The sequence below is a fragment of the Streptomyces sp. NPDC104367 genome, from assembly GCF_055583825.1.
Map to the genome: position 1 here is coordinate 133,710 of NZ_JBVJND010000007.1, position 22,748 is coordinate 156,457.

At 72.4% G+C, this 22,748-nt stretch carries 17 protein-coding genes; 8 read left to right on the forward strand and 9 right to left on the reverse strand.

Annotated elements, in window-relative coordinates:
- Positions 1–302: 302 nt before the first annotated feature.
- The 4 genes from ACZ619_RS12955 to ACZ619_RS12970 all read left to right on the forward strand — a co-directional run bounded on the left by ACZ619_RS12955 (position 303) and on the right by ACZ619_RS12970 (position 3,448).
- Positions 303–1,037 carry an HAD family hydrolase gene (locus ACZ619_RS12955; protein WP_469597830.1) on the forward strand — a complete coding sequence of 245 codons (735 nt, stop codon included), beginning with the start codon at positions 303–305 and terminating at the stop codon, positions 1,035–1,037.
- A complete protein-coding gene (locus ACZ619_RS12960) occupies positions 1,034–1,807 on the forward strand; it encodes an SDR family NAD(P)-dependent oxidoreductase (RefSeq protein ID WP_469597832.1) in 774 nt (257 codons plus the stop codon). Before ACZ619_RS12955 ends, ACZ619_RS12960 begins: the two co-directional genes overlap by 4 nt.
- A gap of 145 nt (positions 1,808–1,952) precedes the next feature.
- A complete protein-coding gene (locus ACZ619_RS12965) occupies positions 1,953–2,618 on the forward strand; it encodes a ScbR family autoregulator-binding transcription factor (protein WP_469597835.1) in 666 nt (221 codons plus the stop codon).
- Positions 2,619–2,833: 215 nt separating this feature from the next.
- Positions 2,834–3,448 carry a ScbR family autoregulator-binding transcription factor gene (locus ACZ619_RS12970; protein WP_469597838.1) on the forward strand — a complete coding sequence of 205 codons (615 nt, stop codon included), beginning with the start codon at positions 2,834–2,836 and terminating at the stop codon, positions 3,446–3,448.
- Between the two features lie 143 nt (positions 3,449–3,591).
- Here the strand turns inward: ACZ619_RS12970 and ACZ619_RS12975 are convergent, their stop codons facing one another.
- The gene (locus tag ACZ619_RS12975) at positions 3,592–4,863 is read right to left on the reverse strand and encodes an FAD-dependent oxidoreductase (protein ID WP_469597841.1); all 1,272 of its coding nucleotides are present in this window, start codon (positions 4,861–4,863) and stop codon (positions 3,592–3,594) included.
- 584 nt (positions 4,864–5,447) lie between these two features.
- Here ACZ619_RS12975 and ACZ619_RS12980 point away from each other — a divergent pair.
- Both ACZ619_RS12980 and ACZ619_RS12985 read left to right on the forward strand, forming a co-directional pair.
- Entirely contained in the window at positions 5,448–6,422 is a 975-nt protein-coding gene (locus tag ACZ619_RS12980) for a DMT family transporter (RefSeq protein WP_469597843.1), read from the forward strand.
- A gap of 293 nt (positions 6,423–6,715) precedes the next feature.
- Complete coding sequence (locus ACZ619_RS12985; protein ID WP_469597845.1) at positions 6,716–7,597, forward strand: AfsR/SARP family transcriptional regulator; 882 nt, start codon at positions 6,716–6,718, stop codon at positions 7,595–7,597.
- A gap of 59 nt (positions 7,598–7,656) precedes the next feature.
- Here ACZ619_RS12985 and ACZ619_RS12990 read toward each other — a convergent pair whose 3' ends face one another.
- The 4 genes from ACZ619_RS12990 to ACZ619_RS13005 all read right to left on the reverse strand — a co-directional run bounded on the left by ACZ619_RS12990 (position 7,657) and on the right by ACZ619_RS13005 (position 13,701).
- Positions 7,657–9,522: a glycoside hydrolase family 5 protein gene (locus ACZ619_RS12990; RefSeq protein WP_469597847.1), complete on the reverse strand. Its 1,866-nt coding sequence runs from the start codon at positions 9,520–9,522 to the stop codon at positions 7,657–7,659.
- Positions 9,523–9,630: 108 nt separating this feature from the next.
- Positions 9,631–10,380: a dienelactone hydrolase family protein gene (locus ACZ619_RS12995; protein ID WP_469597849.1), complete on the reverse strand. Its 750-nt coding sequence runs from the start codon at positions 10,378–10,380 to the stop codon at positions 9,631–9,633.
- A gap of 313 nt (positions 10,381–10,693) precedes the next feature.
- Complete coding sequence (locus ACZ619_RS13000) at positions 10,694–11,239, reverse strand: hypothetical protein (RefSeq protein ID WP_469597851.1); 546 nt, start codon at positions 11,237–11,239, stop codon at positions 10,694–10,696.
- A 431-nt stretch (positions 11,240–11,670) separates the two neighbouring features.
- Entirely contained in the window at positions 11,671–13,701 is a 2,031-nt protein-coding gene (locus tag ACZ619_RS13005; RefSeq protein ID WP_469597853.1) for an NAD(+) synthase, read from the reverse strand.
- 337 nt (positions 13,702–14,038) lie between these two features.
- Between ACZ619_RS13005 and ACZ619_RS13010 the strand changes: the two genes are divergently transcribed.
- Positions 14,039–15,772, forward strand: coding sequence for an APC family permease (locus ACZ619_RS13010; RefSeq protein WP_469597855.1), 1,734 nt, complete (start codon positions 14,039–14,041; stop codon positions 15,770–15,772).
- On the opposite strand, the gene ACZ619_RS13015 is transcribed toward ACZ619_RS13010, so the two are convergent.
- From ACZ619_RS13015 to ACZ619_RS13030, 4 genes are all read right to left on the reverse strand, one after another.
- Entirely contained in the window at positions 15,753–17,453 is a 1,701-nt protein-coding gene (locus tag ACZ619_RS13015) for a hypothetical protein (protein WP_469597857.1), read from the reverse strand. The genes ACZ619_RS13010 and ACZ619_RS13015 overlap by 20 nt on opposite strands.
- Complete coding sequence (locus ACZ619_RS13020) at positions 17,450–18,481, reverse strand: hypothetical protein (RefSeq protein WP_469597860.1); 1,032 nt, start codon at positions 18,479–18,481, stop codon at positions 17,450–17,452. The genes ACZ619_RS13015 and ACZ619_RS13020 overlap by 4 nt, the downstream gene beginning before the upstream one ends.
- A 1-nt stretch (position 18,482) precedes the next feature.
- On the reverse strand, positions 18,483–18,794 hold the full coding sequence (locus ACZ619_RS13025) for a hypothetical protein (RefSeq protein ID WP_469597863.1): 312 nt from the start codon (positions 18,792–18,794) through the stop codon (positions 18,483–18,485).
- Positions 18,795–19,001: 207 nt separating this feature from the next.
- Positions 19,002–19,994 (reverse strand): phospholipase D-like domain-containing protein, encoded by a 993-nt coding sequence (locus ACZ619_RS13030; RefSeq protein WP_469597866.1) that lies wholly within the window; start codon positions 19,992–19,994, stop codon positions 19,002–19,004.
- A gap of 325 nt (positions 19,995–20,319) precedes the next feature.
- Between ACZ619_RS13030 and ACZ619_RS13035 the strand changes: the two genes are divergently transcribed.
- Complete coding sequence (locus ACZ619_RS13035; RefSeq protein ID WP_469597869.1) at positions 20,320–22,689, forward strand: ATP-binding cassette domain-containing protein; 2,370 nt, start codon at positions 20,320–20,322, stop codon at positions 22,687–22,689.
- The last annotated feature ends 59 nt before the right edge of the window (positions 22,690–22,748 follow it).

Genomic DNA, 22,748 nt, shown 5'->3' on the forward strand with positions numbered 1-22,748 from the left:
GTCGGCCACTAGGTAAAGGATTCACCAAGCGTGGTTCGACTCGATCCATGCGCGACTCCGCTCCGTGGTGGTTTGGCCAAGTATTTTCGCGCTCAATGATGAAGATGGCACGGCGAAAAACGGACTAAATGGCGGATGTCGGCGGCCGGTTGTGGGCGGGTCACGGTCCCGGTCCGACCCGTCGGAAACCTGTCCAGCGGTCGCTTTCGGCCATTCCCGGCCGTGGGACGGCCGCCCCGCGGGCCCCCCGGGCCCGGCAGCCCCTGCATGATGTTCGAACGGTCCGCGAGAGGGAGAACCGGATGCAACCACTGCGCACCCTGCGCCTCGCCGCCGTCAACATCGACGGCGTGCTGCTCAACGACAGCTTCAGCCCCGTCCTGCACCGCCTCGTCCTCAAGTACGGCGGCGAGTACACCAGGGAGCTGGAACAGCGGCTCTTCTCGCAGTCCCGGCTCGCGGCCGCGCGGGTCCTGCTGGAGGAGACCGGCGCCGGGGTGAGCGAGCAGGACGCCATCGCCGACTACTTCGCCGAACGCGAGCGGTACCTGCGCACCCATCCCGTCCACACCCTCGACGGCGCCGAGGAACTCCTGCGCCTGCTGGGCGCCCTGGGCCTGGACGTCATCTGCTACGGCGGCCTCGGCGAGGACCACTTCCGCCGCCATCTCGGCGCCTGGGAGCAGCTGTTCACCGCCCCTCACTACATCTGCACCGACGCCGTCCGGCCCGGCATCCGGGAACTGGTCGAGGACCACTTCGGCCTCGGCTACCACCAGGTCCTGTTCATCGACGACGTGGCCCGCTTCGCCGGGCACGCCAGGGAACTGGACGTGCCGTTCATCGGCCACCCCAGCGCCTTCGCGCACGGCTTCCAGCGCGAGCTGATGCGGGACCTCGGCGTCCGGCACCTGGTCGGCGGCCTCCGCGAGATCGACGAGGAGCGGCTGCGCGCCCTCGACACCGAGGCCGCGCTCGGCACCGTCTGGCGGCGGACCGCCGAGCCGCTCCCCGGCACGCGCGAGGTGACCCGTTGAACACGGGGGAGAGCACCGTCCTGGCCGGCCGCGTCGTCCTCGTCACCGGCGCCAGCAGCGGCATCGGCGCCGCCGCCGCCCGGGTGTTCGCCCGGCAGGGTGCCACCGTCGTCCTCACCGCCCGCCGCGACGACAGGCTGCGCGAACTCGCCGCCGAACTGCGCGCCCGGGGCGCCGAGGCGAGCCACCGCGTGCTCGACGTCCGCGACACGGACGCGGTGCGCCGGGCCGTCGAGTTCACCGTCGAGCGCCACGGCCGTCTCGACGCCGCCTTCAACAACGCCGGCGTCGCGCTGCCGAAGACCCCGATGCACCTCATCGACGACGCCGACTTCGACCGGGTCACCGAGACCAACGTGCGGGGCGTGTGGAACTGCCTGCGCCACGAGATCACCGCCATGCTGGAGACCGGCGGCGGCTCGATCGTCAACACCAGCAGCGTGGGCGGACTGGTCGCCTCCTCCACCGCCGCGCCCTACATCGCCTCCAAGCACGCGGTGATCGGACTGACCAAGGCCGCCGCCGTCGAGTACGCGCCCCACCGCATCCGCGTGAACGCCATCGCCCCCGGGCTGACCCGCTCCGAGATGATCGACGACTGGTTCGCCAGATCGCCCGAGAACGAGGCGCGGGCCTACCGCTCGGCCCCGCAGGCGCGCGCCGCCGATCCCGAGGAGGTGGCGGAGGCCGCCGCCTGGCTGTGCAGCGACAAGGCGAGCTTCGTCACGGGTGCCACACTTACCGTGGACGGTGGTCGCACCGCCTGGTGAACCGCCCGCCGGGAGCCGCGCGCCGGCACCGGGGCTCCGCACCCGGTACCGGCCGGGAACGGTCCCGGTACGGCCGAAATACCGACCCCCGATTGGGGTAAGGTACGTCACGTCCGGTTTTGTTTTGGCCGAGGAGGGGGGTCCCATGGCGCGTCAGGAGCGTGCGATCCGGACCCGCCGTGCTGTTGTCGAGGCGGCCGCCGCGGTGTTCGCCGAGCGCGGCTACACGGCCGCGACGATCTCCGAGATCCTCGAACGGGCCGGAGTCACCAAGGGCGCCCTGTACTTCCACTTCGACTCCAAGGAAGCCCTCGCGCGGGGTGTGATCAACGCCCAGATCAGTGACGACTACTGGGTGCCGCGCGAGCTGAAGCTCCAGGAGTGGGTGGACATCGGCATGACGCTGGCCCACCGGATCCCCAAGGAGGTCATCCTTCTCGCCGGTATACGCCTGTCCGCCGATCTCCAGGGCCGTTCGCTGTTCGGCAGCGCCTGGCCGGCCTGGACCGAGCTGGTGACGGACAAGCTCGTGGAGGCCAAGGAACGCGGCGAGGTGCTGCCGCACGTCCAGCCCCGCGAGACCGCGGAGTGCTTCCTCGGGGCCTGGATCGGAACCCAGTTCATGTCCGAGGTCGTCTCCGACTGGACGGATCTCAGCGACCGCATCTCCGTCCTCTACAACCACGTACTGCCGGCCATCGCCACACCCGCGGCCCTGATCCGGCTCGACACCGCGCCCGACCGGGGCGCCCGTGTCGTCGAGGAAGCCGAGCGTCAACGGCAGCAGCCACTGGAGCCCGCCGAGGCCTGACCAGCCTCGAACGAAACCATCCGCCTGGTTTGCTGCCGACGGTGAGCCGTTCCTCCGCTGATGCCGGGGGGGTATCGAGCTGTCCGTTCCGTCCTCGTTCATCGACAAACCTGCCGATCACGCTGTTTGCTAAGGTCCTCGAATCGCAAAGTTGCAGGCCCAGGGGGAATCGGACCGTCCAGTTCCGGATTCTCCCGGATCAACAGGGGGAAGCGATGGTCAAGCAGCTCCGGGCGGCCAGAACCCGACAGGCCCTCCTCGTCGCCGCCGCCGAGATCTTCGCGGAGGACGGGTACGCGTTGTCCTCGCTGCCCGCGATCAGCCGCCGGGCGGGAGTGAGCGCGGGAGCGCTGCACTTCCACTTCCCCAGCAAGGACGCCCTCGCGGTCGAGGTGGAGAACGAGGCCCGGCAGTCCGTCGAGCAACTGGTCGCGGGGCGCCGTCCGTCGGTGGACTCCTCGCTCCAACTCCTCGTCACGGGCACCCGGGAGCTGCTCGGCGCGGTCACCGCCGATGTCGTCGTCCGGGCCGGGTTCAAGCTCAGCGCCGATCCCTCCCGCAAGAACGGCGCCGGCTTCGGATGCTGGTGGCGCGGCTGGGTGTCCGAGCAGCTGCGTCGGGCGCAGCGCGAGGGCGAACTGGCCGACGGGGTGTCGCCGGACCGGGTCGCGGCGGTGATAGTGGCGGCGACGGTGGGCTTCGAACTGCTCGGCAGGGACGAGCGTGACCGGATTCCGTCCCAGCACGTGGAGCAGTTCTGGTCACTGGTGCTGCCCCAACTGGCGGCCCACGGCGACGCGTTCGCGGGTGCCACGCTCTCCGACTCCTGAATCCGGCCCGACTGGCCGCTGGACGACAGCAAACCGACCGCGCCGTTTCTTTGTCCGGAGGGCAGGTGGGGGAGGCGACGGACGTCCTCCTCCCCCCATCTGCCCACCCGAACGAGGGCCGGAATCCCCGGCCCTCGGCTTCCTCAGGCGGCTCCGATGTGCCGGGCGATCCGGACCGCGGCGAACTCCGTACCCGCGACGAACCGCATCATCGGCCCGAACATCGGCGCCGCGAGCGAGCCGGTGAAGTACAGGCCGGGCACCGACGACTCGAACGTGCCGCGCAGCGCGGGCGCCCGCGAACCCGGCACGCACGCCACGGATCGCCGTACCGTGGGCGACAGGAAGGGAAGCGCCTCCAGGTCCAGCCGGTAACCGGTGGCCGCCAGCACGTGGTCGACGGTCAGGGACTCGCGCTCGCCCCCGGGACCTGCCACGTCCAGCCGCACCGCGGGGCCGTCGAGCGCGGCACCGGTGACCCGGCTGGAGGTGCGCACCGGTACGACGCCCACCACCCGTTCCCGCAGCCACCAGCCGCCCGACGGGCCGAGCGCCCGCCGGAACAGCAGCAGCCGGGACGCCGCCGGCAGCCACCGCACCCCGCCCGGCGCCGCGCAGACCGCCGCCAGGATCCAGCCCGTGCCCAGGGGCGAGGCCGGCTTGGTCAGCCGCTGCGTCCGGGGCCGGACCAGTTCCGGGGTCATGCCCCACAGCACCTTCCGCTCACGCACCAGGACCTGTGCCTCGGCACCGGCCTCGTGCAGCAGCGCGGCGCTCTCCAGCGCGGACTGGCCGCCGCCGATGACGGCCACCCGCCGTCCCGCGTACGCCGCCAGATCGGTGTGGTGGCTGGTGTGGGACACCGCGGCCCGGGGGCCCGGCCCCTGCGGCGCGAGACGCCGCAACTCGTCCGGGACATGGGCCAGTCCGTTCAGGCCGGTCGCCACCACGACCGCCGAGGCCGCCAGTTCCTGTCCGTCGTCCAGCCGGACCGTGAACCCCGGCTCGGACGCGGGCCGTTCGACCGCGGTCACCCGGGCCGGCTCGACCTCGCCGACGTACCGCTTCTGGAACCACTGCCCGTACCGTACGAACACGTCGCACGGGATCGGGGTGAGTTCGGTCAGTTCCGGCTCGCCGTGCACGCGCCGGAAGTCCGCCAGGCGGCCGCCCGGCTCCGGCGCCGACAGGTCGGTGGCGTCCGGCGTCGACTTCAGGAACATCCCGGTGGCCATGGCGTGCCGCCAACTGCCCATCACGTCACCGAAGACGCGCACCGGCACCCCTGCCGCCCGTAAGTGGGCGGCCACCGACAATCCGTACGGTCCGGCACCGACCACCACGACCGGTGGCCGTCCGCGCCCGCTGAACGCCTGCTCCTGGGCAGGGCGCTGCCCCGGAAGCGACTGCGTCATGGAACCCTCCGCTGGTCCGCTCGCCGCCTTCCCCAAGGCGACGCGACACTGCGGGATGGCACGCCCGGCGTGACACGGCCGTGCTCGTCCCCCCTCCGCGGCAGAGTCTGTCCTACCCGCCGGGGCCGGGAAACGATATCTGCGCACGTTGGCCAAAACTTGGTCGAACCATACGACAAGCGACGCCGACCGTGTCATTGACGTGCGCCGCACGGGGTCCCTTGATCACGGAACCGACAGGAACGGTCGAGCGCCCCCGGCACCGGGCTCCGCCCTGCCCCGTCCCCTGCTGACGTCGGCCGCCGCACGGCCCCGGTCACGCTCCGAGTCGCATCGGACGCCCGGAGTACGGACAGGTCGTCCACAGTGCGGACGGGTCCGGCGCTCTCGCCGCCCCTCGGTACGATCGGCGTGTGAACACCTACTGGCACGTCGTTCTGCCGCCGCTCAGCGCCTGACGGGCGCACCAGCTGCCGGCTCGACCCCACGCTCCCGGCCCTGCCTCCAGGCGGCCCGGGGCAGGTGCCGTGCGCCCGTTCCGAAACCAGTCCGCAGACGGTATTCGACGACGGAAGTTCACGACTGTGCCGCACGACACCTCATCCCAGCCTTCTCCCGCCCCGGCCGGCCCGGCCCCCGAGCGCCCGCTGCCGTGCCCGGCCGGCCCGCTCTCCGGGCCGCTCCCGATCCTCACGGCCGCCGTGCTCTGGGGCACCACCGGGACCGTCAGCTCCCTCGCCCCGGCCGGGGCCCCGGCCGCCGCCGTCGGCGCCGCCGGACTGGTGCTCGGCGGCCTCCTGCTGCTCCTGACCGCACCCGGCGCCCGCTCGCTGCCCAGGGCCTGCACCGGAGGCGAGCGCCGACTGCTGCTCCTCGGCGCCCTCGCGGTGGCCGGCTACCCGCTCACCTTCTATCCCGCCGTGGCCTCCACCGGGGTGGCCGTGGCCACCGTCGTCGCGCTCGGCGGCGCCCCCGTCTGCGCCGGACTCCTCGCCTGGCTGACCCGGCAGTCCCGGCCCACCGCCCGCTGGGCGACCGCGACCGCGGCGGCCGTCCTCGGCTGCGCCGTGCTCGTCCTCGGCCCCCAGCTCACCGGCGACGGCGCCTCCATGAACCTCCTCGGCGTCCTGAAGGCCGGACTCGCGGGCCTGTCGTACGCGGTCTACGCGCTGGTCGGCGGCCGGCTCATCGCCCGGGGACACGTGTCCGGCGCGGTGATGGGAGCGATGTTCGGCGGCGGGGCCCTGCTCGTGCTTCCCGTGCTGCTGTGGAACGCGGGCCCGTGGCCGGCGACGCCACGGGGCGCGCTGGTGGTCCTGTACCTGGGGGTGATCACCACCTTCGTCGCCTACCGGCTCTTCGGGCACGGCCTGCGGCACACCACCGCCCAGCTCGCGACCGCCCTCACCCTGGTCGAACCGGCCGTGGCCGCGGTCCTGGGGGTCGCGGTCCTGGGCGAGCGGCTGCCGGCCGTCTCCTGGTGCGGACTCGGCGTGCTGGCGGCGGGGATCGTCGTCCTCACCCTCCCCGCCGGCGGCACGCGCGGCCGGGGCCGCTGACCCGGTCGCCGCCGAGTAACAGACCGCATGGCCCTGTTCGGTATGGTCCCGCGGCGGGACGCCCGGCGGCTCGACGACCCGCCGGGGTCGCCGGGCCGCCGCCCTGCCGGCCCTCCGGGTCGCCAAAACGGCCGCCCTGTACTGCTGTTTCACGGAAATTCCGGGATACGGAAGCGAGTCAGGGGGGTTGGCCCGCCGATCCTCGGACTCGGCCTGGTGATCGCTCTGTTGACAGACCGGTCGTGCTGTTTTCTACTGGCGGAGTGTCAGGCGAGAGGACCAGGGAGACGCGTGTGGACATCGGCCTGCTCGGTGCACTGAACGTGACGGTGAACGGGATCTCCGTCGCCCCGACCGCGCCGAAGCCGCGCCAGGTGCTGGCCCTGCTGGCACTCCGCGCCGACCAGGTGGTCCCCGTCGCGGCCCTGACCGAGGAGGTCTGGGCGGGAGACCCGCCCCGCAGCGCCCGCACCACCCTGCAGACCTATGTGCTCCAGCTCAGGGAACTCATCGCGACGGCGCTGCGAGAGCCCGCCGCCCCCAGAAACGGGCCCGGAGGCGGGGCCGGGGGCGCGCGCTGCGCGAAGGACGTCCTGACCACCCTGCCCGGCGGCTACCTGCTCGCCTCCGGCGGGGGCGGCAGCGACATCCACGAGTTCGAGCGGCTGGCCGAGCTGGGCTACCGGGCCATGGACGACGGGAACTTCGCGGGCGCCTCCCGTACGCTCCGCGACGCGCTGGCCCTGTGGACCGGCTCGCCCTTCGCCGACGTGCACACCGGAGCCCACCTGGCCATGGAGGCACGGCGGCTGGAGGAGAGCCGGCTGTGCGCCCTCGACCAGCGCATCGACGCCGACCTGAGGCTCGGCCGGCACCGCGAACTGCTCGCCGAACTCACCGTGCTGACCAGCCGCTACCGCACCCACGAGAACCTGCACGCGCAGTTCATGCTCGCCCTCTACCGCTCGGGCCGGCGCGGCGAGGCGCTCCACGTCTACCAACAACTGCGCGCCCTGCTCGTCAAGGACCTCGGGCTGGAACCCTCACCGCGGCTGCGCCGTCTCCAGCAGTCCATCCTCACGGCCACCGCCGAGCCCCCCGGGTCGCCGCAGTACGACGACGACCTGGTCGCACCCGCACCGGTGCCGGACGGCGGGCTGGCCCGGGTGCCCTGAGCCGGAGCCGTGACTCCGTGCCCCGGGCGCCCGGTCACCCCGGCGTCCGCACGCCGGGGTCAGGAGTGCAGGGCCACGCAGAGCACGGCGGCGGGTCCTGGGGTGCTGAACAGACGCGTCGTGAAGGCGATGCCGCCGATGTACTCGTCCGCGGCGCACTGGCCCTTGTAGGCGCCGTACGCGAAGTCGTCGCCCGCTCCGTCCGCGGGGCGGTTGTCGGAGCGGTCGAACCACACCGTCCGTCCGCCGGTCCCCAGCGAGGTGCCGGCCGGGGCGCACAGCGCCGCCGAGACGCGTTCGCCACGGAGGCTGTAGCCGATCACGAACTGGCCCGCGGGGCACTGGAACTTGGTGTAGCCGGACGCCCAGTCGCCGCCCGACGGGACGTACCGCTCGTCCGTGACGACCGTCTGGGTGTTGCCCGTGGCGCGCAGGTCACCGGCGGTCGCGTCGGTGCACAGGCCGCGCCCGCCGGAGTGGGCCAGACCGATCAGCCGCAGCCCGTCGGGGCAGGCCGCCTTGTAGGCGCCCGAGTCCCAGTCGCCGCCCGCCCGTACCCGCAGCGACTCGACCTGGTCGCCGTGGTCCGTGGCGAGCATGCGCCAGGTCGTGCCGGGCTCGACGTGACCGGTGCGGCTCGCGGCGCTCATCAGGTGGTCCCACGCGGTGGCGCGCCAGTCCCCGCCGTCCAGCAGGCCGTACCGGTGCCCGTCGGTGTCGTAGCGCAGCAGCGCCCAGTCGTCGTGGCCCTCCCAGCCGACCAGCGGCCAGTAGGCGAAGTCGGCGTCGTGGTCGGCGAAGTAGTCGGTGATGTTGCCGAACCAGGTGCGGGCGGCCGTGCCCGTCTCGTTCGCCCCGATGCCGAACTCGCTGACCCAGACCGGCGCCGTGTAGTGCTTGCCCTCGGTGGTGACGTAGAAGGCCTCGTCGTCGAGGGCCTGGTACAGGTCGTCGCGGCTGAGGTCCTGGTAGCGGGGGTCGCTGGTCTCGCCGATGCCGGTGGCGCCGCTGTGCCGGGGGCCGGTGTAGCCGTAGAAGTGCGCCGAGTAGACCAGCTTGTGGGCGTCGACGAGTGTGTGGGAGAGGGTGCGGACCGGCTTGAGGAGGGGCCGGTCGTGCGCGAAGCCGTCGACCGGCAGGCCCGTCCAGTTGATGCCCTCGATGACGACGAGGACGTTCGGGTTCGCCTCCGTGAGGATGCGGTCGGCGGCCAGCTGGGCCGCCGCGTACCAGTCGTGGGCGTCTCCCAGGCCCCAGTTGGGGTCGTCGAGGACGTCCCGGCGTACCTCGTTGTAGAGATCGACGCCCACGACACGGGAATCGGCCGCGTATCGGCGGGCCATGAAGACCCAGTCGTCGGCCCACTGCTGGGTGGACTGGCTGCTGTTCCACCGCTCGTTGCCGTCGACTCCGCAGCACCAGCGGGACGTGTTGGTGTGGTTGTTGAGGATGACGGCGAAGCCCGAGTCGGTGAGGGCGGCCACCACGGCGTCGTACACCTCCAGCGGTGTCCTGCCGCGCAGTTGCGGGTTGGCCGTGACAGCGTTGTCCGGGACCGGATCCGTGCTGTGGATCATGGCGTTGGAGAACGGCAGCCGGATGCTGTTGAGGCCCAGCGCGTGGAAGTCGGCGAGGAGTTGGGACAGCGGCGCCCGGTCCAGGCCGAGCGGGATGCCGTAGGAGTCCTGGCCCGCGTGGTGGTTGGCGGGGTCGCTGATGCTGCCGCTGCCGGTCCAGGAGCCCTGGGCGCCGTCCCAGTTGGCCGCCTTGAGCCGGAAGCGGTTCCCGTCGGCGTCGACGATGTATCGGCCCCGGGTGGACAGCGGACCCCGCCAGGTGTCCGCCGCCGCGGCGGTCGGGGTCAGGGCGGGGGAGAGTGCGAGAACCAGGAACGAGACTGTCAGGTACGTGACAATTCTGATCATTTTGGTGATCGACATCATCGTCCTCTGCCGGAGCCGGTGGGGGTGCCGCGCGGGGCGGCACCCTACCAGGACGGGACCGCCGTTCGAAGAGGACGGCCGCCACGCGGCTCAGCGGACCAGCGGCTCCTCGGCCGCGCACGCCTCGGCCGTCCAGCCGTCCAGCGCGCGCTCGGGGCGCAGCAACTGCCGTACGGCGGCGGCCGTCGCCCGGTGCCAGTCGCGGCTGCGCCGCAGCATCGCGTGGTCGCAGCCCCGCAGCAGCACCATCCCGGCCTGCGCACCGGCCCCACGGGCCCGCCGGACGTACGCCGCCGAGTCGGCGGGCCGGGTGATCCGGTCCCGGTCCCCGTGCAGGACGACCATCCGCGTGCCGGCCAGACCGTCGACGGGGTCGCCCGGCGGACACCAGGGCGCCAGCGCGAGCACTCCCTGCACCGAGGGATCGGTGGCCGCGCGCAACGCGGCCCGGCCGCCCATCGAGTGCCCGACCAGCACCACCGGCACGTCACCGGCCAGGCCGCGCAGTTCGTCCAGGGCCCGCAGGGTGTCCTGGAGCGGATCGGCGCCGTCGTTCCAGCCGCGGTAGCGGTACCGCACCTGCCCGACGAGCACGTCACGGGGCGAGGAGACCGAGGCGGCGACCCCCAGGAAGGGACGCATGCGCAGCGCCGCCGGCTGCCAGGGCCGCGCCGGACGGAGCCCCTGCTCCTGGCCGCCGTGCAGGACGAGCACCGCCGCGCGAGCCCGTTCCCGCGGTGCCCGACGCACCACCAGGGCGCTCCCGCCCACCTCGACGACCCGTCCGTCGGCCACCGCGGCCACCTCCGATTCCTCCGCCGTGCTGCGTGCTCCCGCCATCAAACACTTTCGGGGGAAGCCACGGCCAGCGAGGGGTCCGGGCGGCGCCTGTCGGGGCGCCGGCACGGCGCGCTGTGTCCTGGTCTCGAGGCACGGCGAGGACGGCGGCGGGGGCTCGCACGAGGTCGCGATCCGGCGGCGGGACGACGTACCGCCGGACGGCACGGCCCTGTCGCGGATCGCGAGGAGCGTCCTGAGAGCGGCCCCCGGGCCGGCACGGGAACCGAGGTCCGCGGGCCCGGACGGGCCTGCCGTCGGACCGTCCGCATCCCGGACGGTCCGACGGCGGGCATGGCGGCCGCGGATCAGCGCCTCACGGCGAGACGGCCGTCGTGGTGGAGGTGAGCGTGTCGGCCGAGGGCAGCGCCGGCAGCTCCGGCGTCGGCTCGCCGAGCAGGCCCTTGACCGTGTCGAGGACGGGGGAGAGCAGCCCGGTGACGGCGTTCGCCACCGCGTCCGCGTCGAGCGCGGTGAGGGAGCCGACCAGATCGGTGACGGCGGACTGGATCGCCGTCGTCAGGTCCGGGACGGGATCGGCCGCGCGGGTCGCGGCCCGGGTGTCCAGCTGCCTCAGCCGCTCCTGGAGACCGGCACTCCACTTCCGTAGGGCCTGGGCGTAGGCGGCCGGTGCCGGGTCGATCCGGTCGCCCTGTGCCGTGGCGAGGCCGGGCAGGGTGACCGACCGCTCCAGGAGTGTGGCGGCGTCCGCGGCGGGGCGCGGGGCGGTCTGGGTGACAGGGGCTCCCGACGCTTCTCGACCGGTGTCGGCGGCGGCAGCGGTGGCGGCTGCCGGGCCGAGGACCAGAGCGGCACAGATCAGGGGGGAGACGAGGAGGCCGCGGGAGACTTGGGCGGGCATGAGGTTCCTTTCGAGACTGCTGTCCTTGCGCCCACCGTGGGAAGGGGCACCGGACACTGCAACCGGTGATCCGGTCCACGCCCTGTCCGGCGTCCTGGCCCGACCCTCTTGACCAGCTGTTTCACCTGCCCGAAGGCTCCGTCCGGGTGTCGGCCGGATGTGCGCCCGTCAGGGCGCGCGACACGGTCGCCGGCCACCTCATGCGAAGAGCCCCGCCCCCGACGGACCGGGGACGGGGCTCTTCGTGCGGAGCGCCGGGCAGGCCTTGCACCTGCATTTCCCCGCAGGAAGCGGGGCGTCTTTCCTTGGACCACCAACGCATCGCGCGATTCCCGGAGTTCGGGAGCGCCGCGCGCAAGATCGACTCTAGCGTGACCGGGGGACGCACGCCAAATCGTGTGCGCGTTCCCCTCCGGGCGCCGCGCGGTCCGCTACTTCGGCACGCGGGCCAGGTCGTTCAGCCAGGCCTTCGCCGAGCTGTCGGACGGGGCGCGCCAGTCGCCGCGCGGGGAGAGCGAGCCGCCCGCCGAGACCTTCGGGCCGTTCGGCATGGCCGAGCGCTTGAACTGGGCGAACGCGAAGAAGCGGCGGCAGAAGTACTCCAGCCAGTGCCGGATCTCGGCCAGGTCGTACGCGTTGCGCTCGGACTCCGGGAAGCCGGGCGGCCAGGCACCCGCCTCCCGGTCGTGCCAGGCGTGCCAGGCCAGAAAGGCGATCTTGGACGGCCGGAACCCGTGGCGCAGCACCTGGTACAGGGTGAAGTCGTGCAGCGCGTACGGGCCGATCTTCGACTCGGTGGACTGCAGTTCCTCGCCGGGCACCAGCTCCGGGCTGATCTCCGTGTCGAGGATCGCGGCCAGCGTCTCGCCGGTCTCCGCGTCGAACTGCCCGCTGCTGATGACCCAGCGGATCAGATGCTGGATCAGCGTCTTCGGCACCCCGGAGTTCACGTTGTAGTGGCTCATCTGGTCGCCGACGCCGTAGGTGCACCAGCCGAGCGCCAGCTCCGACAGGTCGCCGGTGCCCAGGACGATGCCGCCGCGCTGGTTGGCCAGCCGGAACAGGTAGTCGGTGCGCAGCCCCGCCTGCACGTTCTCGAAGGTGATGTCGTACACCGGTTCGTCGGCGGCGAACGGGTGGTCCATCTCCTTCAGCATCAGCCGCGCGGTCGGCGTGATGTCCAGCTCGGCGGCCGTCACGCCGAGCGAGTTCATCAGCTTGTGGGCGTTGCCCTTGGTGTGCTCGCCGGTGGCGAAGCCCGGCAGGGTGAAGGCCAGGATGTCGCTGCGCGGACGCCCCGACCGGTCCATCGCCCGGGCGGCGACGATCAGCGCGTGCGTGGAGTCGAGGCCGCCGGAGACCCCGATGACGACCTTCGGGCCGCCGATCGCCGCCAGCCGCTGCTGAAGCGCCGCGACCTGGATGTTGTACGCCTCGTAGCAGTCCAGGGCGAGCCGCTCGGGGTCGGCCGGCACGAACGGGAAGCGCTCGACGCGACGGCGCAGGCCCAGGTCGGCCATGGGCGGGTCCAGCCGGAAGGGGACGGTGCGGAAGTCGCCGGTGCGTGCCGCGTGGGTACGGCGGTTGTCGTCGAAGGAACCCATCCGGGCCCGCTCCTGCCGCAGCAGGTCCAGGTCCACGTCGGCCACCGCGTACTGGTCGTCCAGCGGGAACCGGTCCGTCTCGGCCAGCAGCGCGCCGTTCTCGTAGATCATGGTCTGGCCGTCCCAGGACAGGTCCGTGGACGACTCGCCGAGCCCGGCCGCCGCGTACACGTAGGCGGCGAGACAGCGCTGCGAGGCCGACCGGCACAGCAGCCTGCGGTCCTCCGCCCGGCCGACCGTGATCGGGCTGCCCGAGAGGTTGACCAGCACGGTGGCCCCGGCGAGCGCCGCCTCCGCGCTGGGCGGCACCGGCACCCACATGTCCTCGCAGATCTCGGCGTGCAGCACGAGACCGGGGACGTCCTCCGCGTCGAACAGCAGGTCCACCCCGAACGGCACGCTCTCGCCGCCGATCCGGATGGTCCCGCCCCGCTCGTCGTCGCCGGAGGCGATCTGGCGGCGCTCGTAGAACTCCCGGTAGTTCGGCGGGTACGACTTGGGCGCGACGCCGAGGATCCGGCCGCGGTGCACGAACACCGCGCAGTTGTAGATCCGGTTGCGATGGCGCAGCGGGGCGCCGAACACCAGGACCGGCAGCAGCCCGGCGGAACCGGCGACCACCGCCGCGACCGCCTCCTCGACCTGGTCGAGCAGCGCGTCCTGCAGCAGCAGGTCCTCGATCGAGTAGCCGGTCAGCCCCAGTTCGGGGAAGACGGCGACGGCGGCTCCGTCCTCCGCGCAGCGGCGGGCCTGGCGCAGGACCGCCTCGGCGTTGGCGCGCGGATCCGCGATGACGGTGTGGCCCGTGCAGGCGGCGACCCGCGCGAAGCCGTGCTCGTAGATCGACCAGAAGCTCAAAGGGACTTCCTCGGGAGAGACGGACACGGTGCGCACGCCGGACGGAGAGCGTCGCCGTACACGGGCACCCTCTCCTTGGACGGTCTGGCGGACTCGCTGTTCCCTGAAGCATAGATCGCCAGGTGAGAACCGCTGATCACAGGCCCGGGTCACCGGCTCGCGGGGCGCCGCCGAGCGTGGTCGGGGGCTCAGTGCCGTGCCGAGGCACCGGTACCGCGGGCCGGTACCGCGGGCGGTGTCGCCCGATGGGGTGATTGACGCCCATAGAACGGGCGCCGCCTGCGGTTTCGCGCCACGGTACCCGGGACGGCCGGCGCCACACGGGGGAACCAGACGGATGAGTCTGCGGGAAGCACACAGTGTCCGTACCGGGCGACCGGGCTGGATCGAGCACGAGGACGAGCGGCGGCGCCTGTCCGTGTTCCACCTCGCGGGGCTCGCGGCCGGCGGGGTGATCGGCTCCGGCTGGGCGACGGCCGGGGCCGACCTGTTCGAGCGGGCGCACGAGGACGCCTACCTCGCCTGGGTGTTCGGCGGCCTGCTGATGCTGCTGGTCGCCACGGTCATGGTCGAACTGGGCACCGCCGCCGCCAAGACCGGCGGACTGATCTTCCTGCCGCTGCAGAGCAGCGGCGCGCTGGTCGCCACCGTGGTCGCGGCCGGGCTGTGGCTGTTCTACGCGATCAACCTCGCCAGCGAGGCCGTCATGATGACGAAGGGCCTGTCCTGGAGGGTCGGCGGGGTCCTCGAGGACGACGCGCTGACCGCCAGGGGCTGGGCGTACGCGCTCGCCTTCATGGTGCTGATGTCCGCGGTGAACCTCGCCGCGCCACGGCTCTTCTTCCGGATCAACTCCGGGCTGACGGTCGTGAAGGTCGTCGTCCCCGTGCTGACCGCCGCGCTGTTCCTGCTCCTCCTGGTCGTCGGCTCCGGCCACCGGGGCCTGGAACCGAGCCCGCCCCCGCCCGTCCACGGCGACGGACCGGGCGTCGGCGCCGCGCTCCGGGTCGTGGTGCCGTACGGCGTGATCTACTCCTACCTGGGATTCCAGGGGCCGCTCGACTTCGCGGGGAACGTCAAGCGGCGCGGCATGGGGGAGGCGGCCCGGCTGCGCTGGGCGATCTTCGGGACGCTCATCGGCTCGATGGCCCTGTACGTGGCGCTCCAGGTCGTCTACAGCAGGTACCGTGCGCACGCGGCCGGCAGGGAGCCGTCCCCCTTCGGGAACTTCGCGGCCGCCGACGCCCGCCTGTGGTGGCTGGTCTGGGTCCTGCGGGCGGTCGCCGTCCTCGCCCCGATGGGAGCGGGCCTGGTCTTCGCGCACGCCCTCACCCGGGAGGTCGCGGCGCTCGGCCGCGCCCACCTCACCCACCGGGGACTCCAGGCCGCCCACAAGGCCTCCCTCTACCGGCGGCACGACGTCTACTGGCTGGTGCTGCTGGTCGACTTCGTCATCGCGGCGCTCGTGCTCGCGGCGGTCGGCGGCAGCCGGAGCACCCTCTTCTCCATCATCGGAGTCCTCGCCCTGGTCGTCTACGCGGTCCCGGGCGTCGTGCTCGTCGCGCTCCGCGACCACCTGCCCGACCACTCCGAGGCCCGGCGCACCGCCCACGGGGTACTGGCACGGGCGAGCTTCGCCCTGATCGCCCTGGTCCTGTTCAACACCGAACCGCGCGACCTCGCGCGCGGCATGCTGACCCTGGCGATCGGCTGCGCCCTGCTCCTCGGGCTGCCCGCCGTGGCCCGCCGGCAGCCCTCGTTCGGCCGGTTCTACGACGCGAAGGTCCATGTCACGCTGCTCAGGCACTGGCGGACCAGGCCCGCCGCCCAGGCGGTCCTCTGGCTGGTCGGCTATCTCGCCGTACTGATGCTGCTCGCAGTGCTCGGCAGCCACTGGGCGGGGCGCCCGCACGGCGGGTTCTGGGGCAGCTGCCTGGCCGTCGGCGCGGCGCTCGTCGCGTTCGAGGGCCTGGTCCGGGCCTCCCGGCGGCACATGGCCGAGGTGCCCCCGCACCTGCCGCCCCCGGCCACCGGCCGGCTCGCCACCGGCGCTAGCGCATCGAGCGGATGACCTCCCTGGCCTCCGCCGCGAACCCCTCGCCGGTCAGTCTCGCGACCGCCTCCTCCCGGCGGCGCGCGTCGGCCCAGCGGCCCACCGTGGCACGCAGCAGCAGATGACGGTTGCGCTCCGTCATCTCGCTGTCGCGCAGTTGCCCGACGATCACGGCCACGTCCTCGGGGGTGACCCGCTGCTCGTTCTCCAGGCAGCGCTCCAGCAGGTCCCAGCCCTCGCGGTCCAGACCCCGGCGGTACAGACAGCAGGCGATCTCGGCGATCACCTCGCCCGAACCGCCCTGCGGCCGCACCGGGTCCACCGGGTCCGCCAGCTCCTTGCAGGCCAGGAACACGGCGTCGGTGCGCCCCCGGCCGCGCAGTCCCGTGACGTAGTCGACGAACATCGGGGCGTCCCCGGCCTGTTCGAGGACGCGCGCGGTCAGGTGCTGGGCGATGGCCTGCGCCGCGCGATTGCGGTCCCGGGGCCGCTCGATCCGGTCCACCAGGGTGAACAGGTCGGTGCCGGTCCGCCGGTCGGTGTGCCCGGCCGCCGCCACCCGCAGCAGCCGCCGGCACTCCGGGCGGGCGCTGAACTCGCCCAACGCCGTGTCCAGATCGTCCAGTTCACCCGGCGAGCGGGGACCGAGCCGGGCCTGAGTCCCCCTGGCGACGATGTCGGCGAGCAACTCCGTGGTCGACCGTTTCAGGGCCTCGGCGGCGTGCCAGGCGATGACCAGCTGGGCCAGGTCCTCCACGTCGTCGCGCGAAGCCGCGTACCCGCGGACCTCCGCGCACTTGTCCGCGGCCGACCGTCCGACCAGCCGGGCGCAGATCTCCGCGATGTGATGGGGCTTGAGCCGCCGTCCGACATGCTCGACCAGGGTGTCGTGGGGGTCCGTCCTGGTGGCGATCAGATGGGCGACGACCCGCCTGGTCTCGGACACCCGCCTGCGGTTCAGCAGCTGCGTGTCGAGCCACTCCTCCAGGATCCCCTCGGACGGACTGAGATGGTGCAGCGCCCCGGCGAGGTCGTCGAACTCCCGGGGGACGTTCTCCGGAACCTGCGCCGCCGAGTCGCGGTCGGTGATCGCCACCAGAGTCTGCCGCAGCAGCTCGGCGGCCTCCTCGCCGCAGTCCTCGTCGCGCAGCGCGATGTAGAGCAGCGCCTTGTCCAGGTGCGTGCGCCCCGAACCCGGCCCGGTGATCACCCGCAGCGTCCGCTCCACCATCTCGGGCCGGCCGGCCAGCCGGCACTCACGGATGAACACCGCGACCTCGACGACCGTGCGCTGGAGCGCGATGTCGTGGATGACACCGTCGATCAGCCGCGGCCGCCCGCCCCCGCCGCCGTGCTCGGCCTCCCACTGCCGGACGGCGAGCCTCGCGGACTGCTTGATGTCCCGGCACAGCGCCGCCGTCGCCAGCATGTTGACGGCGTCCCGGTAGTCGGGGAAGGCGCCGGCTGACTCGATGAGCTGGTCGATGGGGCGCCGCATGGCGAAGGCGTGCAGGGCCCGGATCGCGGTCGCGGGACGAGGCCGGTCACTCGGCTCCCTGACCGGCAGCTCGCCCTCCCGCATGGCCTGCACCCGCTGCACGAAGTCCTCGACCGAGCAGGTGGTGACCCAGTCGTAGCCGAACCCCCCGGGCTCCGCGGGATCACCGCCCGGGTTCTCGCCGACCTGGCCGTCCCTCATACGCGCAGGGCCTTCTCCACCTGGCTCCAGTACCGGGCGAAGGCGCGGGGCGAGCTGAACGCCCGGTTGGCCCGGGCGTCGATGTGCCGTGCGAGCTGCCGGCCGGTCTCGTCCGCCCGGGAACTGAGCAGCGCCACGACGTCACCCGTCGTGCGCTCGTCCTCCAGCAGCTTGTCCAGGTGCCAGTCCCGGTCCAGCATCAGCGCCCTGACCCAGTCGGCGGGTGCGACGGGGTGGTGCGGCGGGCGGTCCCGCCGGGTGGGCTCCATCCGGTTGGTGAAGAGCGGGGTGCCGTCCCGGGCGTCGTTCAGCGACATCCTCGGTGTCTGGTGCAGGCCGCCCGCGCACGTCTCCATCTCCCGCCGCACCGCCTCGCGCAGCAGGCCGACGGTGAGCTGGTGGTTGTGGTCCTTGGTGCCCTCCCGCAGCATCCGCAGCAGGTGCCCGCTGAACGGAGTGCATCCCGCGAGGTCCCCGGGCAGCGCCGAACAGCCGTCGGCGGACGCGTAGTTCTGCCGGCTCCTGACGGCCGTGAACACGCACGTGCCCTCGTCCAGCGAGCCCAGCACCCCGGGCAGCACCGGCTCCTCGCCCAGCTGCGGCAACAGGTTGGAGTAGCAGCAGTCCGCGATCAGCACCTTCAGCCGCGCCCGGGACCTGCGCAGCGCCCGGTAGACGTACCAGCTCGACAGCCATGTCCACGGTTTGTTCCGGTACGAGGAACCCACCGAGAGGTGCACCTGGGCGCCGGGCAGGTCGCTCCAGAACTGGCCGTGACCGACGTAGACGACCAGGAGGACGTCCTCCGGTCCCGTCGCGTCCGCGGCCTCCTGCAACGCGCGCATCACCCCGTCGGCCGTCTCCACCTCGTCCGCCGCCAGCACCCGGCAGCTCTCCGGGCCCCACATCGCGTCGCCCGCCAGGACCTCGCCGTACAGGCGCGCGCTCTCGCCGATCGACGCGTGGCTGTCGATCCCGGAGTCCTCGGCGAAGCGTGCCGTCCCGATCACCACCGCCCGGGACGCCATCTCAGCCGTCCCGTCCCTCGGTGCCGGGCACGGGCTCGGTGTCGATCGAGGTCTCCGGCGGATCCAGCCGCTCGCCGCGCCAGCGCTCGACGACCTTCTTCGCCGCGTCGAAGGCGGCCGTCACGGCCAACTCGGCGGCCTTGCCGGCCACGGCCGTCAGGACGATCTCGCCGACGGCGCTCAGCACCGGCCCCGCGTCGGCCTCCCGTGCCCGCCACGACAGGCCGGTCTCGGCCTCCAGCTCGGTGAGCAGCCGGTCCACGTCGTCCAGACCGCCCGGCCCTCTGACGGACACCGAGATCCTCGTAGCCATGCGCATGCCCCTGCGTCGCGGTGGGAGTGGACCGGACGCCGAGCCGATGCGGCGGCAGTCCCCGCGTCGACGCCCCCACCAAGCTACCCGCGGCGGGCGGCGCGCCACGCCGTGCCGGGGGGTTGTGCGGAAGCGACCGGTCGTGGACCCGGCGCGCGTTCGCGCCGTGCCCGCGACCGGCCGCTCCGCGCGGTGCGGGGCGGCCGGCTAGGCGGCGGTGCCGCCCGCGTAGTCGCTGTTGAACGACGTCTCGATGGTCGTGGCCACGGACTGCGCCACCCCGGTGCCGGTGAGGATGATGCCCAGCTCCCGGTTGTTGGAGAGGGAGTTGCTGCTGATGTTCATGGAGCCGGCCTCCACCTCCTGGGTGGACAGGCCGTAGTCGGCGACCATGGCCTTGGCGTGGATGTAGAAGCCGTCGGGGTCGGAGTAGCCGACGACGGTGCCGCCGGCGTCCTCGACCTCGGACACCTCGCTGGAGTAGTCGGACGGCGTCTCCAGCACCACCCGCACCTTGACGCCCGCCTCCGCCCTGGCGACGATCGCGGCGACGACGGTGCTGTCGCTGAACTCCAGCTCCTCGACGTCGAGCGTCGTCGTCGCGGAGTTGATCACCGACAGCAGGCGGCTGCGGGAGTCGGTCGGGGACCAGAGCAGGTGGTCGCCGTCGGTCGGGGTGATCGAGGTGCCGGCGTAGTCGGCGGCGAAGACCTTCTCGATCGCGGCGACGTCCCTGGTGTCGTCGGTGAAGACGCCGTAGTCCCGGCCCGTCGCGTAGTACTGCGACGTCAGGTTGCCGGTCAGGACCAGCGACTTGGTGGCGTCCACCGTGATCGTCTTCTGGTGCGTGTAGACGAAGCTGGACGAGGACCAGACCACGCCCACACCCGCGTTCGTGAGGGAGGTGTAGGCGGAGCTGTTGGCGCTCTTGTGCTGGCGGTCCAGGACGACCCGCACGGTGACGCCCTTGTTCTCCAGGGCGATCAGGTCGTTGACGGCCGTGGTGTCCTCCAGTTCGTACATGGTCATGTCGAGCGAGCTGGTGGCCGAGTTGATGAAGTCGTAGATCGTGGGCTCGCTGCTGCTGAGCGAGAAGGCGAACGCGGTGTAGCTCGCGGCGTTCGCGGGGACAGCGGTGGCGACCACGGCCGCACCGGCCGCCAGTGCGACACCCGCGCGGCCGAGAAGCTTCGACAGCATGCGTGACTCCTAGTCGAGTAGACGCTCACGTGGGGGGTGGGTGAGCGTGGGCATGACACCACGCGCGTAGACCGCCGAGGAAGGGGAGGCCGGTGAACTCACAGTTACCGACCGGCCCTGCCACCCGGCAAACCGGACTTCGCGCAGGTGGCACCCGGTTCATGGACGCCCCGCGAGAACGCAAAATCTTCGTAGGCGTGGCGCCGGGGCCGTACGGGCGGTGCCGCGGGACCGGTCAGGAATGGAGAAGCGTCCGCGACGGGGCCGGGCTAGCGTGGCGGGCATCGACGCAGACGGCGCGCAGCGGATGGAGACGGGTTTGAGCATGGCCAGAGGGACCGAGACGCACGTGGCCGACACCCACGAACTGATCCGCGTGCACGGCGCGCGCGAGAACAACCTCAAGGACGTCAGCATCGAGATCCCGAAGCGGCGGCTGACCGTCTTCACCGGGGTCTCCGGCTCGGGCAAGAGCTCCCTGGTGTTCGACACGATCGCCGCCGAGTCCCAGCGGCTGATCAACGAGACCTACCCGGCCTTCGTCCAGGGCTTCATGCCCAACCTGGCCCGCCCCGAGGTCGACGTCCTCGAAGGCCTCACCACCGCGATCATCGTCGACCAGCAGCGGATGGGCGGCGACCCCCGCTCCACGGTCGGCACCGCCACCGACGCCAACGCGCTGCTGCGCATCCTCTTCAGCCGCCTGGGCAGGCCGTACCTCGGCTCGCCCAAGGCGTTCTCCTTCAACATCGCCTCGATCAGCGGCGCGGGCGCCGTCACCGTCGAGCGCGCCGGCCAGAAGGTGAAGGAACGCCGCAGCTTCAGCATCACCGGCGGCATGTGCCCGCGGTGCGAGGGCCGGGGCGCCGTCACCGACCTCGACCTCGGCCACCTCTTCGACGAGACCCTGTCCCTCAACGAGGGCGCGATCACCGTCCCCGGCTACAAGGGCGGCGGCTGGAACTCCCGCCTCTACAGCGAGTCCGGCTTCTACGACCCGGACAAGCCGATCAGCGGGTTCACCAAGAAGGAGCTGTACGACTTCCTGCACCGCGAGCCGACCCGGATGAAGATCGCCGGCATCAACATGACCTACGAGGGTCTGATCCCGCGCATCCAGAAGTCGATGCTCTCCAAGGACAAGGAGTCGATGCAGCCGCACATCCGCGAGTTCGTGGAGCGGGCGGTCACCTTCGCCACCTGCCCCGACTGCGACGGCACCCGGCTGAGCGAGGGCGCCCGCTCCTCGAAGATCGCGGGCATCAGCATCGCCGACGCCTGCGCGATGCAGATCAGCGACCTCGCCGCGTGGGTCGGGGAGCTGGACGAGCCGTCGGTGGCGCCGCTGCTCAGGACGCTCCGGCACACCCTGGAGTCGTTCGTGGAGATCGGCCTCGGCTATCTCTCGCTCGACCGCCCGGCCGCCACCCTGTCCGGCGGCGAGGCCCAGCGCACCAAGATGATCCGGCACCTGGGCTCCTCGCTCACCGATGTCACCTACGTCTTCGACGAGCCCACCACCGGCCTGCACCCGCACGACATCCGGCGCATGAACGGCCTGCTGCTGCGGCTGCGCGACAAGGGCAACACGGTTCTGGTCGTGGAGCACAAGCCGGAGGTCATCGCCATCGCCGACCACGTCGTCGACCTGGGTCCCGGCGCCGGCGCGGGCGGCGGCACCGTCTGCTTCGAGGGCACCGTCGAGGACCTGCGCAAGGGCGGCACCGTCACCGGCCGCCACCTCGACGACCGGGCCTCGCTCAAGAAGTCGGTCCGCAAGCCCACCGGCACACTGGAGATCCGCGGCGCGAGCACCCACAACCTCCAGGGCGTCGACGTCGACATCCCGCTCGGCGTGCTGGCCGTCGTCACCGGTGTCGCCGGCTCCGGCAAGAGCTCCCTGGTGCACGGCTCGATCCCGGCCGGCGCCGAGGTGATCTCGGTCGACCAGGGCGCCATCCGGGGCTCCCGGCGCAGCAACCCGGCCACCTACACCGGACTGCTCGAACCGATCCGCAAGGCGTTCGCCAAGGAGAACGGCGTCAAGCCCGCCCTGTTCAGCTCCAACTCGGAGGGCGCCTGCCCCACCTGCAACGGCGCCGGGGTCGTCTACACCGACCTGGCGATGATGGCCGGGGTCGCCACCACCTGCGAGGACTGCGACGGCAAGCGGTTCGAGGCCTCGGTGCTCGAATACCGTCTCGGCGGCCGCGACATCAGCGAGGTGCTGGCGATGCCGGTCACCGAGGCCGAGGAGTTCTTCGCCGCGGGCGGGGCGCACATCCCGGCCGCCCACCGGATCGTCCGGCGGCTCGCCGACGTGGGCCTCGGCTACCTCACCATCGGCCAGCCGCTCACCACCCTCTCCGGCGGCGAGCGGCAGCGCCTGAAGCTGGCCACGCACATGGCCGGCAAGGGCGGTGTCTACGTCCTCGACGAGCCCACCGCGGGCCTGCACCTGGCCGACGTCGAACAACTCCTCGGCCTGCTCGACCGGTTGGTCGACGCCGGCAAGTCGGTCATCGTCGTCGAGCACCACCAGGCGGTCATGGCCCACGCCGACTGGATCATCGACCTCGGCCCCGGCGCCGGCCACGACGGCGGGCGGATCGTCTTCGAGGGCACGCCGGCCGACCTGGTCGCCGCCCGCTCCACCCTCACCGGCGAGCACCTCGCGGAGTACGTCGGCGCCTGACCGCCCTCCGGCCGGCCGCGCACCGCGGCCGGCCGACAGCACACTGACAGGGGCATGAG

Excerpts from the sequence above, each read along its gene's own strand:
- ACZ619_RS12955 (WP_469597830.1), top strand. The coding sequence starts at position 303 with ATGCAACCACTGCGCACCCTGCGCCTCGCCGCCGTCAACATCGACGGC.
- ACZ619_RS12965 (WP_469597835.1), top strand. The coding sequence starts at position 1,953 with ATGGCGCGTCAGGAGCGTGCGATCCGGACCCGCCGTGCTGTTGTCGAG.
- ACZ619_RS12970 (WP_469597838.1), top strand. The coding sequence starts at position 2,834 with ATGGTCAAGCAGCTCCGGGCGGCCAGAACCCGACAGGCCCTCCTCGTC.
- ACZ619_RS12975 (WP_469597841.1), bottom strand. The coding sequence starts at position 4,863 with ATGACGCAGTCGCTTCCGGGGCAGCGCCCTGCCCAGGAGCAGGCGTTC.
- ACZ619_RS12990 (WP_469597847.1), bottom strand. The coding sequence starts at position 9,522 with ATGATCAGAATTGTCACGTACCTGACAGTCTCGTTCCTGGTTCTCGCA.
- ACZ619_RS12995 (WP_469597849.1), bottom strand. The coding sequence starts at position 10,380 with ATGGCGGGAGCACGCAGCACGGCGGAGGAATCGGAGGTGGCCGCGGTG.
- ACZ619_RS13000 (WP_469597851.1), bottom strand. The coding sequence starts at position 11,239 with ATGCCCGCCCAAGTCTCCCGCGGCCTCCTCGTCTCCCCCCTGATCTGT.
- ACZ619_RS13010 (WP_469597855.1), top strand. The coding sequence starts at position 14,039 with ATGAGTCTGCGGGAAGCACACAGTGTCCGTACCGGGCGACCGGGCTGG.
- ACZ619_RS13015 (WP_469597857.1), bottom strand. The coding sequence starts at position 17,453 with ATGAGGGACGGCCAGGTCGGCGAGAACCCGGGCGGTGATCCCGCGGAG.
- ACZ619_RS13020 (WP_469597860.1), bottom strand. The coding sequence starts at position 18,481 with ATGGCGTCCCGGGCGGTGGTGATCGGGACGGCACGCTTCGCCGAGGAC.
- ACZ619_RS13025 (WP_469597863.1), bottom strand. The coding sequence starts at position 18,794 with ATGGCTACGAGGATCTCGGTGTCCGTCAGAGGGCCGGGCGGTCTGGAC.
- ACZ619_RS13030 (WP_469597866.1), bottom strand. The coding sequence starts at position 19,994 with ATGCTGTCGAAGCTTCTCGGCCGCGCGGGTGTCGCACTGGCGGCCGGT.
- ACZ619_RS13035 (WP_469597869.1), top strand. The coding sequence starts at position 20,320 with ATGGCCAGAGGGACCGAGACGCACGTGGCCGACACCCACGAACTGATC.